The 16,836-nt window shown below is 73.4% G+C and carries 17 protein-coding genes; 9 read left to right on the top strand and 8 right to left on the bottom strand.

Annotated features, from left to right (window positions below; genetic code table 11):
* Positions 1-160: 160 nt before the first annotated feature.
* The 3 genes from BCD48_RS30325 to BCD48_RS30315 form a co-directional block, all read right to left on the bottom strand.
* A complete protein-coding gene (locus BCD48_RS30325; protein ID WP_116271711.1) occupies positions 161-985 on the bottom strand; it encodes an SDR family oxidoreductase in 825 nt (274 codons plus the stop codon).
* Positions 978-2,192 carry an acyl-CoA dehydrogenase family protein gene (locus BCD48_RS30320; RefSeq protein ID WP_241842110.1) on the bottom strand — a complete coding sequence of 405 codons (1,215 nt, stop codon included), beginning with the start codon at positions 2,190-2,192 and terminating at the stop codon, positions 978-980. Before BCD48_RS30320 ends, BCD48_RS30325 begins: the two co-directional genes overlap by 8 nt.
* 155 nt (positions 2,193-2,347) lie before the next feature.
* Positions 2,348-3,106, bottom strand: a complete 759-nt coding sequence (locus tag BCD48_RS30315; protein ID WP_241842109.1) for a TetR/AcrR family transcriptional regulator — start codon at positions 3,104-3,106, stop codon at positions 2,348-2,350.
* A 291-nt stretch (positions 3,107-3,397) separates the two neighbouring features.
* Between BCD48_RS30315 and BCD48_RS30310 the strand changes: the two genes are divergently transcribed.
* The 4 genes from BCD48_RS30310 (at position 3,398) to BCD48_RS30295 (ending at position 5,958) form a co-directional block, all read left to right on the top strand.
* Entirely contained in the window at positions 3,398-4,066 is a 669-nt protein-coding gene (locus BCD48_RS30310; RefSeq protein ID WP_241842108.1) for a BlaI/MecI/CopY family transcriptional regulator, read from the top strand.
* A complete protein-coding gene (locus BCD48_RS30305) occupies positions 4,067-5,176 on the top strand; it encodes a M56 family metallopeptidase (RefSeq protein WP_071051776.1) in 1,110 nt (369 codons plus the stop codon).
* 66 nt (positions 5,177-5,242) lie between these two features.
* Entirely contained in the window at positions 5,243-5,512 is a 270-nt protein-coding gene (locus BCD48_RS30300; protein WP_071051775.1) for a type II toxin-antitoxin system Phd/YefM family antitoxin, read from the top strand.
* Entirely contained in the window at positions 5,509-5,958 is a 450-nt protein-coding gene (locus tag BCD48_RS30295) for a PIN domain-containing protein (RefSeq protein ID WP_071051774.1), read from the top strand. Before BCD48_RS30300 ends, BCD48_RS30295 begins: the two co-directional genes overlap by 4 nt.
* A gap of 53 nt (positions 5,959-6,011) precedes the next feature.
* On the opposite strand, the gene BCD48_RS30290 is transcribed toward BCD48_RS30295, so the two are convergent.
* Positions 6,012-6,437: a PPOX class F420-dependent oxidoreductase gene (locus tag BCD48_RS30290; protein WP_071051773.1), complete on the bottom strand. Its 426-nt coding sequence runs from the start codon at positions 6,435-6,437 to the stop codon at positions 6,012-6,014.
* A 90-nt stretch (positions 6,438-6,527) separates the two neighbouring features.
* Here BCD48_RS30290 and BCD48_RS30285 point away from each other — a divergent pair, with 90 nt between their 5' ends.
* Entirely contained in the window at positions 6,528-7,106 is a 579-nt protein-coding gene (locus BCD48_RS30285; RefSeq protein WP_071051772.1) for a GNAT family N-acetyltransferase, read from the top strand.
* Positions 7,107-7,194: 88 nt separating this feature from the next.
* On the opposite strand, the gene BCD48_RS30280 is transcribed toward BCD48_RS30285, so the two are convergent.
* The 4 genes from BCD48_RS30280 to BCD48_RS30265 are packed head-to-tail and all read right to left on the bottom strand — an operon-like array spanning position 7,195 to position 11,746.
* Positions 7,195-7,638 carry a hypothetical protein gene (locus BCD48_RS30280; RefSeq protein WP_071051771.1) on the bottom strand — a complete coding sequence of 148 codons (444 nt, stop codon included), beginning with the start codon at positions 7,636-7,638 and terminating at the stop codon, positions 7,195-7,197.
* A 22-nt stretch (positions 7,639-7,660) separates the two neighbouring features.
* Positions 7,661-8,515 carry an ABC transporter ATP-binding protein gene (locus tag BCD48_RS30275; RefSeq protein ID WP_083419419.1) on the bottom strand — a complete coding sequence of 285 codons (855 nt, stop codon included), beginning with the start codon at positions 8,513-8,515 and terminating at the stop codon, positions 7,661-7,663.
* Complete coding sequence (locus BCD48_RS30270; RefSeq protein WP_083419418.1) at positions 8,512-9,411, bottom strand: ABC transporter ATP-binding protein; 900 nt, start codon at positions 9,409-9,411, stop codon at positions 8,512-8,514. Before BCD48_RS30270 ends, BCD48_RS30275 begins: the two co-directional genes overlap by 4 nt.
* A complete protein-coding gene (locus BCD48_RS30265) occupies positions 9,398-11,746 on the bottom strand; it encodes an ABC transporter permease subunit (protein ID WP_071051770.1) in 2,349 nt (782 codons plus the stop codon). Before BCD48_RS30265 ends, BCD48_RS30270 begins: the two co-directional genes overlap by 14 nt.
* A gap of 469 nt (positions 11,747-12,215) precedes the next feature.
* Between BCD48_RS30265 and BCD48_RS30260 the strand changes: the two genes are divergently transcribed.
* Genes BCD48_RS30260 through BCD48_RS30245 form a run of 4 tightly spaced genes read left to right on the top strand, consistent with a single transcriptional unit; the run spans position 12,216 to position 16,808 of the window.
* A complete protein-coding gene (locus BCD48_RS30260; protein WP_241842115.1) occupies positions 12,216-13,475 on the top strand; it encodes a Zn-ribbon domain-containing OB-fold protein in 1,260 nt (419 codons plus the stop codon).
* Positions 13,475-14,674 (top strand): thiolase family protein, encoded by a 1,200-nt coding sequence (locus BCD48_RS30255; RefSeq protein WP_071051769.1) that lies wholly within the window; start codon positions 13,475-13,477, stop codon positions 14,672-14,674. Before BCD48_RS30260 ends, BCD48_RS30255 begins: the two co-directional genes overlap by 1 nt.
* A complete protein-coding gene (locus BCD48_RS30250) occupies positions 14,671-15,825 on the top strand; it encodes a thiolase family protein (RefSeq protein ID WP_071051768.1) in 1,155 nt (384 codons plus the stop codon). The genes BCD48_RS30255 and BCD48_RS30250 overlap by 4 nt, the downstream gene beginning before the upstream one ends.
* Positions 15,826-15,881: 56 nt before the next feature.
* The gene (locus tag BCD48_RS30245; protein ID WP_071051767.1) at positions 15,882-16,808 is read left to right on the top strand and encodes a cyclase family protein; all 927 of its coding nucleotides are present in this window, start codon (positions 15,882-15,884) and stop codon (positions 16,806-16,808) included.
* Positions 16,809-16,836: the final 28 nt, after the last annotated feature.

The following is a 16,836-nucleotide window of genomic DNA, read 5'->3' as shown; positions in this document are numbered from 1 at the left end:
CGTAGGCTAACGGCGACGTGCCGGCCCTCCCGGCCGCCCGCGCCCCGGGCGTGGCGCCAGGCCACGACCCGGGCTCGCCAGCGGGCCAAGGCTCACAGCGGGCGCGACGGGCGCGACGGGCGCGACGGAGGCGACGGAGGCGACGGGCGGAGCAGGGCGGCTACGGGTGCTGGCTGCTCACGGAGACGATCTCGCCGGTCATGTAGGTCGAGTAGTCGCTGGCGAGGAAGGCGATGACGGTAGCGACCTCCCAGGGCTCGGCGGCGCGGCCGAAGGCCTCCCGGCGGGAAAGCTCGGCGAGGAAGTCCTCGTCGCTGACCTTGGCGAGGAACGGATGCATGGCGAGGCTCGGCGCGACCGCGTTCACCCGCACTCCACAGGGGGCCGCCTCCATGGCGGCGCACCGGGTCAGCGCCATGACGCCGGCCTTGGCCGCGGCGTAGTGCGCCTGGCCGGACTGGGCGCGCCAGCCGACGACGGAGGCGTTGTTCACGATCACGCCGGCGCCGGCGGGCAGCATCCGGCGCAGGGCGGCCCGGGTGGCCCGCATGGTGCCGGTCAGCGTCACGTCGAGCACCGTCGACCACTGCTCGTCGGTCATCTCGGTCAGCGGCACGTCGCCGCCGAGGCCCGCGTTGTTGACGAGCACGTCCAGCCGGCCGTGGGTGTCGTGGACGGCGTCGAACAGGGCGCCGATCTGCTCCTCGCTGCGCACGTCGCAGGGCACCGCCAGCGGCGGCGTGCCGGCCAGCTCGCCGAGCTTCGCCGCGGCCTCGCCGAGGCGGCGGACGTGGTGGTCGGAGACGACGACCGTCGCGCCCTCCAGCGCCGCCCGCCAGGCGGTGGCGAACCCGATGCCGGTGCCGGCGGCGGCGGTCACCAGGACGACCTTCCCTCGCAGCAGGTCCCGCCCAGGCGGTGGCTCCGGCGCCGCGCGGGGGCCAGCGGCCTGGGGCGTGGTCTCGGCGATCTTCCCGTCAGGCACGCGGCAGCCCCAGCGTTCTCTCGGCGATGATGTTGCGCTGGATCTCGCTCGACCCGGCGTAGACGGTGTCGGCTCTGCTGAACAGGAACAGAGACTGCTCGGGCCGCAGCTCGTAGGGCTCGCCCTCGACGAGCATCGCCTCGGCGCCGAGCACGTCCATCGCGAGCTCCCCCAGCCGCTGGTGCCAGGTCGACCAGTAGAGCTTCCCGATCGACGACGCCGGGCCGGGCGGAACGTCGGCGGTGGCATCCGCGAGCGTGCGTAGCGCGGTGAAGCGCATGATCTCGACGCCGATCCAGGCACGTACCAGGCGGTCGCGCAGGTGCGGTTTCTCCCAGGCTCCGTTGCGCTTGGCCAGGGCGATGATCCGCTCCAGCTCGCGTTTGAAGCCGACCTGCTGGCCGAGCGTGAAGGTGCCGCGCTCGAAGCCGAGCGTGGCCATCCCGATCCGCCAGCCGTCGCCCTCGGCTCCAACCAGGTTGGCCGCCGGCGTGCGCGCGCCGTCGAAGAAGACCTCGTTGAACTCCGATGTGCCGGTCATCGACACGATCGGGCGGATGTCGATGCCGGGCTGGCGCATCGGGACCAGCAGGTAGGAAAGACCCCGGTGCCGCGCGGAGCCAGGCTCGGTGCGCACCAGCGCGAACCCCCAGTCGGCCTGATGCGCGAGCGAGGACCAGACCTTCTGCCCGTGGATGACGTAGTCGTCGCCGTCGCGGCGGGCGCGGGTGGACAGCGCGGCCAGGTCGGAGCCGGCGCCCGGCTCGGAGTACAGCTGGCACCACAGCGCCTCGCCCGCACGGATCGGCGGCAGCAGCCGGCGGCGCTGGTCCTCGGTACCGAAGGCGATGAGCGTCGGGCCGACCATGCCGTCGCCGATCAGCCCGACCCGCGCCGGCGCGTCCGCCCGCGCGTACTCCTCGTGGAAGACGACCTGCTCGGCGACCGACAGCCCCCGTCCGCCGTGCTCCTTCGGCCACGACAGGCAGGTCCAGTTGGCCGCGGCGAGATGACGCTCCCAGCCGAGGCGCAGCTCGAACGCCTCATGCTCACGGCCGGGACCACCGAGGCCGCGAGCCCCCGCGAACTCACCGGTCAGCGCGTCGGCCAGCCACGCGCGCACCTCCTCGCGGAAGCCGGACGCCTCCGCGTGGGCCGCGCCCGGCGGCCCTGACGCCCCGCTCGGCACCAGCTCGCTCGACACCACGGCAGACAGGCTAGCGCGCCGCCCAAGCTAGCGCTTGGTTTCGCGCTCAGGCTCGACTTTACCCGGTCCCGTCCGTGGCTCGCGGGTGACCATTGTCCGTTCCAGAATGCCTGGTCGCGGTCACCCAGCGCAGGTCACGGATAGCCGCGGTCGCGCTAACCGGCCGAGTGGTCGCGGATGCCGTCGAAGACGGTGGTGAGGAACTGCTCAGCCAGCTCCGGCGGCCCGAGGGGCCCATCTGGGGAGTACCAGTGCACCGACACCCAGATCGCGTCGCGCAGGAAACGATGAGTCAGCCTGGGGTCGAGCTCGGCACGCAGCTCACCGGCGGCGACGCCGTCGCGCAGCGCCGCGAGCCACAGCCGCTGGCTTTCCTCCTCGGAGGCGCGCAGGTAGGCGAACCGTGGCAGCGTCGCCAGGTAGCCGCGCTCGTTCTGGAACACCGTGACGGCCGCGCGGTGCCGCGCGATCGCGACGAACGCGGCCTTCACCAGCGCGGCGATCGTGTCGCTCGGCCCAGCCTGCGCGGCGGCGATCGCGGCGTGCTGGGCGTGCAGGTCATCGAGGAAGCTCGACAGCAGCTCGTCGACGATCGACTCCTTGGAGTCGAAGTGGTGGTAGAGGCTGCCGGACAGCATGCCGGCGGCGTCCGCGATCTCCCGGACCGTCGTCGCCCGGTAGCCCCGCTCGGCGAACAGGCCGGCGGCGATCTCGACGATGGCCGCGCGCCGTTCCGATTCGCCAGCCGCCGCCGCTCGCCCGCCCCTGGCGGTGCGGGCGGCCCTGCCCTGCCGACCCGCGCGCGCCGGGGCGGGCGCGGCGGCCTTGGCTTCGGCCTCGGTCTCGGCGTCGCTGGCGGCGGCCCTCGACGTCGCCCCCGGAATGGCCCCGGCGGCGGTCGGCACGGAAGCCACGGGCGCGCCGTCCGCGGCCCCAATGGCGCCCGTGCGCCCGCCGGAACGGCCCCGGGCCCGGTCACGCGTCGGTGAGGTGTCCACCTCCGCATTATCGCCCGTCAACCAAGCGCTTGGTCGGTTCGGCGCCGCGTGACCGCGCGGTGATGGCGACCGCCGCCGCGACAGGGCCTCACGGTGGCCGCGACCGGCGGTCCGCTGGCGGCGACACGCCGAGAATCCGCGCGACTCGGCGCGCCGCGGGCGTACCTGCCCTCCCGCGGCCGCATCCGGAAACGTATGGTCAAGGGCGTGGTACCCGATGCCGACGGATTCGCGGACGATACCGGTGACGACCGCCTGGGCGCCGGCGGCCTCCTCGACGAGGCCGTGACCGGCGCCGACCTCTTCGGCGGTGACGTCCTGACCGACCAGACAGCGGGCGACGCGGCCCTCACCGCCCGGATACGGCGGCGCTCGCCGGGCTCGTTGGAAGCGGAGATCCTCAACGTGCTGCACACCGCGCGCCGCGAGCTCTCCCCCGGCCAGGTACGCGAGCGCCTGGTCAGCGGCGCCACGCTGTCGTACAGCGCCGTGGTCACGACGCTGACCCGGCTGCATGGCAAGGGGGTGGTCACCCGCCGCCGGGCCGGCCGCGCCTTCCTCTACCTGGCGGAGTCCGATGCGGCGAGCCTCGTCGCCTGGCGGATGAACCGCCTGCTCGACGAGCAGGCCGACCACCGCCCGGCGCTCACCCACTTCGTCGCCGCGCTCTCCCCCGGCGACGAGGCGCTCATCCGCCAGTTGCTCACGGAGAGCCTCGCGGACCCGGTCCCACCGTCCACCGGCCACGCGCCGGGCCAGGGCGGGCCGGACGGCGCCGCCGGGCGCGCCCCCCACAACGGGCAGGATGCTGGCGAGACAGGCCCGTGGGACAGGAGGCACGGCTCCGGCGACGGCCGCGCACCGGCCGGGCACTAGATGGTCGGCGAGCTGGTCCTCTGCGCACTGGTCGCCCCGCTGCTCGGCACGCTGGTGATGCGCCTGCTCGCGGACCGGGTGGCCGCGGGCATCGCCGTCGTCGCCTTCACGGTCTCCGCCTGCCTGCTCGCTCTCGGGACGGCGCTGGTGCTGCTCGCCGGTGGCATCCACACGACGACAGCGCTGGTGAACACCGGCAAACGTGGGTGGACCGCCGAGGCCTGGGCCGACGCCGGCCAGGATGTGTGGCTGTCGGGGCCGTGCGCGCTCGTCGCCGTCGTGGCCGCCGTCTCGGCGGCGCGGGCGTGGCGCCGGCAGCGGACCGCCCTGCGGGCCGCCGGGGTGGAGGCAGCCGCGCTTCCCGGCGGGGACATCGTCGTGGTGGTCCCCGGCAAGCACCCGGACGCGTTCACGCTGCCCGGCTCACCCGGCCGGATCGTGGTCACCGAGTCCATGCGCGCGGCCCTGAGTCCAGACGAGCTCGGGGTGGTGCTCGCGCACGAGCGCGCCCACCTCCGCGGCCGCCACCATCGCTACGTCGATGCGACAAGGCTCGCCGCCGCCGGCCAGCCGCTGCTGCGCCCGGTCGCCCGGCTGGTCGAGTACGGCGTCGAGCGCTGGGCCGACGAGCGGGCGGCGGTCGAGGTCGGCGACCGGGTGCGGGTCGCCCGCGCGATCGGCACGGCCGCCCTGGTCACCGCCGCGGCCGGCCCGCCGTCATCCCCTGGCTCCGCCTCGCCTGGTTCTCGGTGCCCGGCCGGTCACGCGTCGCTGGGCTCCGCCCCATCCGCGCTGCGCATCGCCGTACCTGACTGGCTGGAGGAGCCGGCACGCTCCGCGACCACGGTGTCGCGCCGCGCGCGGCGCGACGAGAGTGTCCGGCGGCCCCCACGCGCCCGGCGCGCCGATCGTGCCGGGCGCACTCCCCGGCCGGGCCCGGTCCCGCGCCGGGTCCGGGCCCTCCTACGCCCGCTGCCCGCCTCCAGCCACCTGATGCTGCTGACGATCCCGGCATTCCTGTCGCTCGGCTCCTGCTTCTTCGCCGGCAACATCTGCTACGACCTCCACCTCCCCCTGGCCATGGCCCTCGAGCTCGAGGCCCAGTTCTAGGAGAACGGTTCAGGCGCCTCGCAGACTACGGCGTGACGTGGTCACAACGCGGGGTACTGTTACCACATGGCCAGTCCCGCTCTTGACCTCGACGATGATGATGACGACGACGAGCACTCTGTCGGCATTCGCGATCTTTCGCACCACACCAGCCAGGTGCTCGGGCGGGTACGCGCGGGCGAGCGGATTGTTATCACAGACCGCGGCGAGCCGGTTGCCATGATGGTGCCGCTTCGCCGGTCGACCTGGATCCGGCCCGCCGCCGGATATGTCAACAGCGGTGACCCGGGCTGGGCAGCCCAAGCTGCCGAAGAACTCACCGGGTTCGGCGAATGATCATCGCGGATACCAGCGGTGTCCTGGCATTCCTCGACGCGGGCGCCGCCGAACACGCCGACTGCGTGGCGATTGTCGATCGGATCGAACGTCCGATGCTGATCTCGCACATGGTCATCGCCGAGACCGACTACCTGCTCACGACCAGATTCGGATTGACCGCGGCCAACCGGTTCCTGTCGGAGGTCGCGCGAGGGTCCTGGGAACTGGCCGCCAGCGACGCCCACGACATCGACACAGTCGTCACAGTGAACACGCGCTATGAGGCTCTCAAGCTCGGTGCGACCGATTGTCTGAACATCGTGCTCGCCGCGCGCTACGGCGCCAAGACGCTGTTCACCCTCGATCATCGCCACTACCGCGCCATCGTCCCGCTGGGCAAACCGGAGCCGTTCCTCCTGCTGCCGGCCGACCAAGATCACTGGTCACCGTACAAGCACCGGTGAGCCACAGGGCGGACACGGCGCCACCGCCGAGCGGTTCTGCGAGCTGACGGCAGTCAGTCGGCGACGTCGCGCTCAGCGACAATACCGGCGGGCGTGAGGCGAACTAGCAGTTCGCCGGGGACCCCGTTGCGGCGGCCGAACTCCTCGGCGCGGTCGGCGCCCATGTAGCGGCCGCCGATCGCGGCCGCCCAGCGGCGCACCTCGGCCAAGTCCTCCGACACGGTCACGGTGCCGCTCACGACCACGAACGAGTACGGCGGCGTGTCGTCGTCGACGCACAGGCTGGCCCGCCCATCCCGGCGCAGGTTGCGTCCCTTGAGGGTGTCGGCGCCGGTGTTGAACAGGATGTCGTCGCCGTCGAGCACGAACCAGATCGGGGCGATGTGCGGCCGCCCGTCCGCCCGGACGGTGGCAAGCTTCCCGGTCCGCGTCCCCGCCGCCGCGAACTCCCGCCACTCCCCCGCACCCATCGCCACCATGCCCCCACCCTCGCACACGCTCAGCGAGGCCGGGAACCGCGACCGTCGGCGGCTACCCCGCGAGACCCATAGCGGAGGAACAAGTTGGATATGGGTGTGGGAATCGAGGTTCGTCGTATCGCTGCGTCCGACGGCCCCCGGCTGCGCGAGGTGCGGCTGGCCGCGCTCGCCGACGCGCCCGGCGCGTTCTGGCAGACGTTCGACGGCGAGGCCGCGCGACCGAGCGACGACTGGCCCCGCCGGGCCGCCCGGGCCGCCGCGGGGGACGCGCACGCCACGTTCCTGCTGGAGCGCGATGGCGAGCCGATCGGGATGATCGACGTCCACCAGCCGTCGATGGCACCGGAGTTCCGCGAGCTCGCCGCGATGTGGGTGGCACCGGCCGTGCGCGCCACCGGTGCGGCCGACCTGCTGATCGAGGCCGCGCTGGGCTGGGCACGCTCGGTCGGCGCGATCGGGGTCCGGCTGTGGGTGGAGGTCGCGAACCTCGCGGCGCAGCGGACCTACCGCCGGCACGGGTTCAAGCAGATCAGCGGCCCCGAGCGCGACCACGCCGACCCGGCCGGGAAGTCCTACCTGTCGATGGCACTCCCGCTGAACCCCGAGGCGGCGGCATCGCCGACCTTCCTGGGCCGCGCAAGCGCCCCCTGGACCGACGAGTCGGGCTGAACCACCGCCCGCCAGGGCGCGCGCAGCTTCTCCTGCTCCGGTGTGCAGGCGAGATGCATGCGCACCTCTGCTGACCGCGCTCGTCCTGTCAGGCGGGTGGGCTCTGGCGGTCGAAGAGGATGCGGGCGAGCCAGAAGCGCAGGAAGGCGGCCATCGAGTAGCGCACGAACAGCGCCGCGCCGACGACGCTGATCGAGACGGCGACCGTGCCGAGGACGATCGCGTCGCGCTGCTGCAGCGGGTTCGTCGTCCCGTGCGAGATCACGTACGCGATGACCCCCAGCACGGGGCCGGCCGCCAGCAGCACGGCGCCCAGGCGCAGCAGCGCCCCCTCGCTGCGAGCCCGCGGATCTCGGATGCGCAGTGCCGCCATGTCGGCGCGGAACGCGTCGGCGCGGCTGCCGCTCCCCGCGCCGCCGGCCCGTTCGTCCGTGGCCGGCGGGGCCGGCGGGGCCGGCGGGGCTTGCCCGGCCTGGCTCGCGGGATCGGCCGCGCCGGTGGTGGCGGCGGTGCCGGTCGTCTCGATCGTCACGATCTCACCTCGTCGATCGTCGTCATCGCGTCATGCCTGGCCGCCGGCGCCCGGGCCGCGCGGCGCCGGAGGCGTCATCAGGACTGTTCTCGTCACGGGCGGGCCGCCCGCCCAGGTAGGCACCGGAGAGACTGCCGGCGATGTCGGCCGGCCGGCCGGCGGCGGCGATCCGGCCCTCGACCAGCACCGCCGCGGTGTCGGCGACCTCGAGGACCGCCGCGGCGAACTGCTCGACCACGATGATCGTCACGTTCTCGGCGGCGATCGCCCGGACGGACGCGTACAGCTCCGCCACCACCAGGGGCGCGAGCCCCATCGACAGCTCGTCGAGCAGCAGCACCGCCGGGTCGGCGACGATCGCCCTGGCCAGCGCGAGCATCTGCTGCTCGCCGCCGCTCATCGTGCCCGCCGGCTGGTGCAGCCGCTGGCCGAGTTTCGGGAACCGGGCGACAGCCCGTTCCTCGACGTCGGCCCGCGACCGGCCGCCGCGGTAGGTCATCATCCGCAGGTTCTCCCGGACGGTGAGGCTCGGGAAGACACCCCGCCCCTCCGGGATCAGGCACAGCCCTCGTCGGGCGAGGTCGACCGGGTCTGCGCCGGTCGCCCGCCGACCGCCGAGCACGACGTCGCCGGCGCTCGCCACGTGCAGGCCGGCGATAACCCGCAGCAGGGTCGACTTGCCGGCGCCGTTCGGGCCGAGGACCGCGAGCACCTGGCCGGCGCCGACGGCGAGGTCGACGCCGTGCAGCACCTCGACCCGGCCGTAGCGGGCGCGCAGGCCGCGGGTCTCGACCAGCGGCGCCCCCGCGCCGCCGGGTGCCGCGCCGGCGCCCGGCCGCGGCCCGGCGGTCGCTCCGGCCGGCAGAACGGCGGTCATCGCGGCTCCTCCCCGGCTGAGCCGGTCGTCGCGGTCAGCCCCGCCTCGCCGGGTCCAGTGCCAGTGGCGCCGCCGGCGGGCCCGGCGACCGTGGCCACGGCGTCGGCGTCGGCGTCGGGGACGGGGACGGGGACGGGGACGGGGGCGGGGGCGGGGGCGGGCGTGGGCGTGGGCGTGGGCGTGGAGACGGTGCCGAGATATGCCTCACGGACGCGCGGGTCGGCGCGCACGCTCGCCGGGTCGCCCTCGGCCATCAGGGTGCCGAAGTCGAGCACGTACAGGTGCGCGCAGACGCCCATGACCAGCGTCATGTCGTGCTCGACGAGCAGGATGGCCAGGCCCTCACCGGCGAGCTCGCCGAGCAGGTCGGCGAAGGCCGCCGTCTCCTCCTCGTCCTGGCCGGACGCCGGCTCGTCGAGCAGCAGCACCCGCGGGCGCACGGCCAGCGCCCGGGCGAGCTCGAGGCGGCGGCCGAGGCCGGTGGGCAGTGTGTCCGCCCGCCGGTCGGCGAGCGCGGTGAGGCCCACCCGCGCGAGCAGCGCGCGCGGGTCGGCGGCGCCGCCGGACGCCGAGCGGCGGCGCAGCCGGGCGGCGAGCTGCACGTTCTCCAGGACGGTGAGCTGCCCGAACAGCTCGAGGATCTGGAACGTCCTGGCGAGCCCGCGCCGGGCGCGCCGGTAGGGGGCGAGCCGGGTGATCTCCTGCCCGTCGAGCAGGACCCGGCCGGAGCTGGGCGGGAGCAGGCCGGTGAGGACGTTGAACAGGGTGGTCTTGCCGGCGCCGTTCGGGCCGATCAGCCCGGTGACCCGGCCGGCCTCCACGCCGAGGTTGACGGAGTGCAGCGCGATGTGCCCGCCGTAGCGGACCGTCACGTCGCGGACCTCAAGCAGCGCCAACGCGGACCTCCCCGAGACGGGACTCATCGACGCCGGCCAGGGCCAGCCGGGCGTCGAGGACGTCAAGGTCGGTCTGGCTTACCGGGGCGTCGAAGCCGAGCCATTCCAGCGGACCGGACAGGCCCTCGTCCGGCCCGGAAGCGACGACACCCCCGCCGACGCCGGTCGCGGCCGCCACCGGTGCGGCAGCCGCGGCGGTCGCGGTCGCGGTAGTGGTGGTAGTGGCGGCGGCGGTCGCGGTCGCGGCAGTCGCGGCCGCCTCGGAGGCGACCGTGTCGGCCGGGACAGCGACCGTCCCGGAGGCGCGATCGACGAGCGAGCGGGCGAGCAGGGGCGCGGCGACGGCGACCACCAGGATCCCCAGCATGAGCACATCCCCGTCGACCACGTGTGCCAGCCGCAGCACCCACAGCCCGGTGACGATGCCCACGGAGCCGACCAGCACGGCGGGCACCCGGCGCACCGGTTCGTAGGCCGGCCGCAGCACCGACGGGATCAGCCCGTTCGGGTTGGCCGCGAGCGCCAGCGCCGCGAGGCCGGCGAGCGTGGCGGTCACCCGGGTGGCCGAGTCGCCGGCGGCGCTGCTGATCGCGGCGGTGCCGAGCAGCAGCCCGGCGGCCAGGCCGCTGCCGATCGAGCTCACCCCGGCCACGACAACGAGCAGCAGCAGGGTCAGTCCGGTGAAGAAGCTGAAGGAGTCGGCGGTGGTGGAGCGCACCGCGGAGGCGTAGACGCCGCCGCCGAGCCCGGCGAGCCCGGCCGACAGGGTGAACACGGCGAGCGTCGTCAGCCGCACGTTCATCCCGAGCGTCGCCGACGCGGCCGGGCTCTCCTTGACGGCGATGAGCCGCTGGCCGAGCTCGCTGCGCCGCACCGCCACGACGGCGAGCGCGGCGAGCGCGAACAGCACCGCGCCGGTGATGAAGAACGTCTTCGCAGAGTCGGTGTGGAAGCCCCCGACGCGGAACCGGTCGGCGGACAGCGTCCCGCCCTGGAACAGGTCGAAACGGTGCCCGGCCACGGTGAACGACGGCAGCTGGAAGATCCAGTTGTCGAGGGTGACGGCGAACGCGCCGGTCAGCAGCGCCAGGTAGATCCCGGACAGCCGCAGCGCCGGCAGCGACACCACGGCGCCGACGACGGCGGCGACCGCGGCCGCGAGCAGCAGCGCCGCCGGGTTGCCGCCGTTGCCGGCGTGCGCGACGACGGCCGCGCCGATGCCGGCGAAGCTCAGCTGGCACAGCGAGATCCGCCCGGCGTAGCCGACGAGCGGCACCATCGACACGCCGACGATCGCGAGCCCCCACATCGACGTGGAGGCGAACAGGTCGGCCTTCGACATCGTCGTCGCCGCGATGACCGCCCCGAAGACGACGGCGGCGCAGAACCCCAGCCCGCCGCCCCAGGTGGGTGTCGGGGTGATCTCGCGGACGGCGAGCGCCGGCCGGCCGCGCAGCCGGGAGGCGCGCAGCACCAGCAGCGCGACGAGCAGCACCAGCACCGGCACCACCGGCAGCGCGCCGCGCAGGTACTGCTGGCCGTAGTGGACCTTCGGGAGGTAGCCGACGGCGTAGTCGGCGGCGAGGCCGACCACGAGCGCGCCGACGAACGTCATCGGCAGGCTGCGTAGCCGGCCGATGACAGCGGCCGCGTAGGCGTTCACGATCAGCAGTGTCAGCGGGATCGCCGACATGGTGAGCTTCGGCGCGATCAGGATCCCGGCGAGCGCGGCGAGCGCCGTACCGGTCATCCAGGCTAGGCGCGCCGACGTGCTGGGCCGCGCCCCGTTGAGGGTGGCCAGGGACGGGTCATCGACACGGGCGCGCATCGCGATGCCGGCGCGGCTGTGGTGCAGCAGCAGCCACAGGAGGACGGCGACCGCCGCCGCGACGCCGAGCACGAGCACGTCGTTGTAGGGCACCGAGATGGTGCCGAGGTGGAAGCCCTTGCCGGCGAACAGCTCCTGAGACCGCCGGAACGTGCTCGGGTCCCAGAGCCACTGGACGAGCGAGACGAGCACGACAAGCACCGCGACGGTGACGACCAGCCTGGTCGACTCAGGAGCGCCGGCGAGCCGGCGCATCACCAACCGTTCGAGCAGCAGGCCGAACAGCGGGGCGGCGACGAGGACGCAGAGCGGCAACGCGAGCGGGGCCGGCAGCCCCCAGCCGACGGCAAGCTGCCAGTAGGTGAAGGCGGCGAGCATCCCGGTCGCGCCGTGGGCGATGTTGAACACGCCGGTGGTGACGTAGGTGAGCGTCAGCCCGGATGCGCTGATCGCGTAGATCCCGGCGGTGGTCAGTCCACTGATGGTGAAGACCAGGAACTCGTGCACGCGCGACCTCCCGTCCCCTGCCCGCCGTCTGGCGGTCGCCCGACGGCCTGGGCCGCCAGGCGACCCGCGGCCGAGCGGCGCGGCCAGCCCGGCGACCACGGCCACCCACGCGGGCGGCCGGCGATCACTGTGGCCTACGCCACAGGACGCTCGGGGACATAGAACACGTTCCTAATCGATCAGGCAATGTTTTCACCCGACCGGCCCACAAACAGCCGCGCACGCTCGGGAAGGTTACGGAAGATCTCGGAGCGACTACCACACGTGACAGTGATGCGGACTCTGGCGCGGCTCGGCGGACCGGCCTCCCACATCACTAGAACAGGTTCTCGTTATGCGATAGAACCCGGATAGACGTAGGAACACGTTCTCATCGTGCCCGCCGCGACGCGCCTGTCGCGGTGTTCTCGTCGCTCCCCCGCCGGCCGGGCCGCACGGGTGGGCGCGACGCCGGGAGGCAGCCTTGCCTGTGTCATCTGGTGCCAGGTCCGGACCAAGGATTGTCACCAACACCGTCGAGTTCCCCTACCGCCGCAGCCTCGGGCCTGTCATCGGCACCTTCGTCGCCGCGCTCGCCCGCGGCCAGATCCTCGGGGTGCGCAGCGGCGAGCGGGTACTCTGCCCGCCGCTCGAGTACGACCCGGACACCGGCGCCGCCACGTCCGGCGAGTTCGTCGCCGTCGGCCCCGTCGGCACCGTCCGCTCGTGGACATGGGTCAGTGAGCCGAACGCGCGCCACCCGCTGGACCGGCCGTTCGCCTTCGCCCTCATTCAGCTCGACGGAGCCGGCACGAGCCTGCTGCACGCGGTCGACGCCGGTGGCGAGGGCGAGGGCGCGATGCGCACCGGTCTGCGGGTCGTCCCCCGCTTCCGCGCCGAGCCGAAGGGCCGCACCGACGACCTGGCCTACTTCGTCCCCGAGGGCGCCGAGACCACCGACCCGGGCGTGGTGGACGGTGCGACGCTCGCCGCCGTCGGCGGCGAGCCGCGCGCGCCGCTCGAGCCGGTGGAGACGATGGAGTTCTGGTCGTCGCTGACCTACAAGGAGGCGCTGTCGGCCGCCAGCGAGCGCTACGCGCGCTCCCTGCTCGCCGGGCGGCTGCTCGGCCAGCGGTGCCCGACGTGCGCGAAGGTCTACGTCCCGCCGCGCGACTTCTGCGCGATCGACGGGATCCCCCTGAACGAGGGCGACGACCTGGCGCTGCCCGACCGCGGCGTCATCACCAACTTCACGATCGTCACTCCGGTGAAGTACCCGGGCCAGAAGGAGACCGAGCCGTTCGTGCGGGTCTCGGTGCTGCTCGACGAGGTCGACGCGCCAGTAGGCCAAAGGGCAGGCGAAAATGATCTTCCTTCGCCTGCCCGGCGGCCGGGATCCGAGGGAGCAGAGGGCCAAAGGACAGGCGAAAATGATCTTCCTTCGCCTGTCCGGCAGCCGGGATCCGAGGGGACAGAGGGCCAAAGGACAGGCGAAAATGATCTTCCTTCGCCTGTCCGGCAGCCGGGGTCTGAGGGAGCAATGATGGGCCTGCAGCCCGTCGTCGACGTCTCCAACGAGGAGGTACGGGTGGGTATGCGGGTCGAGGCGGTGTGGCTGCCGGAGGCGGAACGCAACGCTGACGAGCTCGGCAACCGCGGGTGGGGCTCGGCATCCGGCGCGATCACCGGCTGGCGGCCGACCGGCGAGCCCGATCTGCCCGTCGAGCGCTACATCGACCGGGTCTTCTGATGAGCACCGATCAGGGCCCGAGCGGAACCAGGGACACGGTCTTCGGCGAGCCGATCGCGATCGTCGGCTACGCGGTCTCGCCCATGACCGAGTTCGCCGAGGACACCGAGGTGCGGCTCTGCCTGGACGTCGTCACGCGGGCGCTCGCCGCCTCGGGGCTCGGCCGCAAGGAGATCGAGTTCACCTGCTCGGGCAGCGCCGACTACCTGTCCGGCGGCACGTTCACCTTCGTCGCCAACCTCGACGCCGTCGGTGCCTGGCCGCCGATCCGCGAGTCCCACGTCGAGATGGACGGCGCCTGGGCGCTGCACGAGGCGTGGGTGCGGCTGCTGGTCGGCGAGGAGCGCACCGCGCTGGTGTTCGGCTCCGGCAAGTCGTCCACCGGTGATCTGTCGCGGGTACTCACGCTGCAGACCGACCCGTACTACCTCGCGCCGCTGGGCGCCGACCCGCTCTCGCTCGCCGCACTGCAGGCGCGGGCGCTGCTCGACTCCGGCCGGGCGACCGAACGCGACCTCGCCGCCGTCGCCGCGCGGGCACTCCGAGCCGCCGTGACCAGCCCACACGCCCTGCCCGCCCTCGCCGCCGCTGGTGCCAGCGGCGTGGGCGGCGGCGACAGCCTGGACGCCCAGATCGACGCGCTGCTCACGGCCGACTACGTCCGTTCGCCGCTGCGCATGCACGACACCCCGCCCGTGACGGATGGCGCGTGCGCGCTCGTGCTCGCCACCGCGCCCGTGGCCAATCGGCTCGCCGAGGAGAAGGGCATCACCCCGGTGTGGATCACCGGCCTCGAGCACTTCGTCGAGCCGCACCAGCCGGGCATGCGGGACCTCACCGACTCGGTGTCGGCGAGGCGCGCGGCCCAGGCGGCGGGGCTCACCGACGGCGGCCCGGTCGAGGTGGCGGAGCTGTCGGCGCTCTACAGCCACGAGGAGATCATCCTGCGGGAAGCCCTGGGCCTCCCGGACGGCTGCGAGATCAACCCGTCGGGCGGGCCGCTGGCCGCGAACCCGACGATGGCCACCGGTCTGGTGCGCGTCGCCGAGGCGGCCAGGGCGATCCAGGAGCGCGGCGTGAGCCGGGCGCTCGCGCACGCCACCTCCGGCCCGTGCCTGCAGCAGAACCTCGTCTGCCTGCTGGACCGCCAGCCCGTCGGCCAGGAAGCACACACCAGCCTGGAAGGAGGCGCGCGGTGAGCGGCGAGCCGTGCGCGGTCATCGGGATCGGGCAGACCCATCACAAGAGCAAGCGCCTGGACGTGTCGCTCGCGGGCCTCGTCCGGGAGGCGGCGGCCCGCGCGCTCGCGGACGCGGGCCTGGACTGGCCCGATATCGACGCCGTCGTCATCGGCAAGGCGCCGGACGCATTCGAGGGCGTCATGATGCCCGAGCTCTACCTCGCGGACGCGCTCGGCGCCGCCGGCAAGCCCATCCTGCGGGTCCACACGGCCGGCAGCGTCGGCGGCTCGACCGCGATCGTCGCCTCGCACCTGATCCACGCGCGGCGCCACCGCCGGGTGCTCGCGGTCGCGTTCGAGAAGCAGTCGGAGGGCAACGCCCAGTGGGGCCTGGCCGGAGGGAAGTCCGGCGGCATGGGCGCGGGCGGCATCTTCGCGCCGTGGATCCGCTCCTATATCCGCCGCTCCGGCGCCCCCGAGCACATCGGCTGGCAGGTGGCGGTCAAGGACCGGCTCAACGCCCTGAAGAACCCGTACGCCCACCTGAAGATCGCCGACATCTCGATCGAGAAGGTCCGCGACTCCTTCATGCTCTGGGATCCGCTGCATTTCCTGGAATCCTGCCCGAGCTCCGACGGGGCGTGCGCGATCGTGCTGACCGACGAGGCCGGCGGCCGGGACGCGGCCGCCGCGGGCCGCTCCCCCGCCTGGGTCGCCGCGACGGCTATGCGCAGCGAGCCGACGTCGTTCCCCGGCCGCGACGCGGTGCGCCCGCGGGCGGGCGTCGACTGCGCACACGACCTGTACCGGGCCGCCGGCATCACCAACCCGCTCGCCGACATCGACGTCGCCGAGCTGTACGTGCCGTTCAGCTGGTACGAGCCGATGTGGCTGGAGGGCCACGACATCACCGGCCCGGGTGGCGGGTGGAAGCTCGTCGAGAGCGGCGAGACCGAGATAGGCGGCTCGTTCCCGGTCAACCCGTCCGGCGGCGTGCTCTCGTCCAACCCGATCGGCGCGTCCGGCATGCTGCGCTTCGCCGAGGCGGCCCTGCAGGTCCGCGGCCAGGCCGGTGAGCACCAGGTCGACGGTGCCCGCACCGCTCTCGGCCATGCCTACGGCGGCGGCGCCCAGTACTTCGCCATGTGGATCGTGAAATCCTCGTTGTGAACCAGACGCGGCCGTGAGCCCCGTGCAGCAGCGGTTCCGATCAGAGGAGATCACCGGTGCCGTTACCCGACGAGTTCCACGCGCTGGCTCGGAAGGTCAACAACTGGGGCCGGTGGGGGCCGGAGGACGAGCGGGGAACGCTGAACCTGCTCACCGACGAGGCGGTACGCCGCGGGGTCGCGTCGGTGCGGTCGGGGAAGCGCTTCCCGCTCGCGATCCCGCTGTCTCAGAACGGCCCGCAGGTGGGGTTCATCCCGGGGCGGATCAACCCGATCCGCACCATGATCTCCCTGAACGAGCCGCTGACCGGTGACCCGGCCCAGGTGTGCTTCTCCGACGACATCTTCGTGATGGGTGCGCAGGCGGCGACCCACTGGGACGCGCTCGCGCACGCCTCCTACGACGGCCGGATCTACAACGGCTTCGGGTCGGCCACCGTCACCGCGGCGGGCGCCGCCCGCTGCGGCATCGATAAGGCCGGCCCGATCGCCGGGCGCGGGGTGCTGCTCGACGTCGCCCGCGCCAAGGGCGTCGAACGGCTCGACGGCGGCTACGCCATCACCGGTGACGATCTCGACGCCGCCGCCGACCTCGCCGGCGTCACCGTCGAGCCGGGTGACATCGTGCTCGTCCGCACCGGCCAGATGCGGCTCCTGCACGCCGGCGACAAGATGAGCTACCTCTACCCGGTCGCCGGGCTGTCGCTGCGGTCGGTCGAGTGGATGCGCGGGCACGACGTCGCCGCGGCGGCCACCGACACCATCGTCTTCGAGGTCTACCCCTGCGAGCTTCCGGACGTCGAGCTACCCGTTCACCTGCTGCACCTGGTGGAGATGGGCATGACCCAGGGCCAGAACTTCGACCTCGAAGCCCTCTCCGCCGACTGCGCCGACGACGGCGCCTACACCTTCCTGCTGGCGGCGACCCCGGAACCACTCACCGGCGGCCTCGGCGGCCCGGTCGCCCCCCTCGCCATCAAGTAGGCGTCAAAGCATCCGCGCGCGCCACACC

This window comes from Pseudofrankia coriaricola, from assembly GCF_001854805.1.
Lineage (GTDB): Bacteria > Actinomycetota > Actinomycetes > Frankiales > Frankiaceae > Pseudofrankia.
This window is presented reverse-complemented; position numbering and strand designations above follow the sequence as displayed.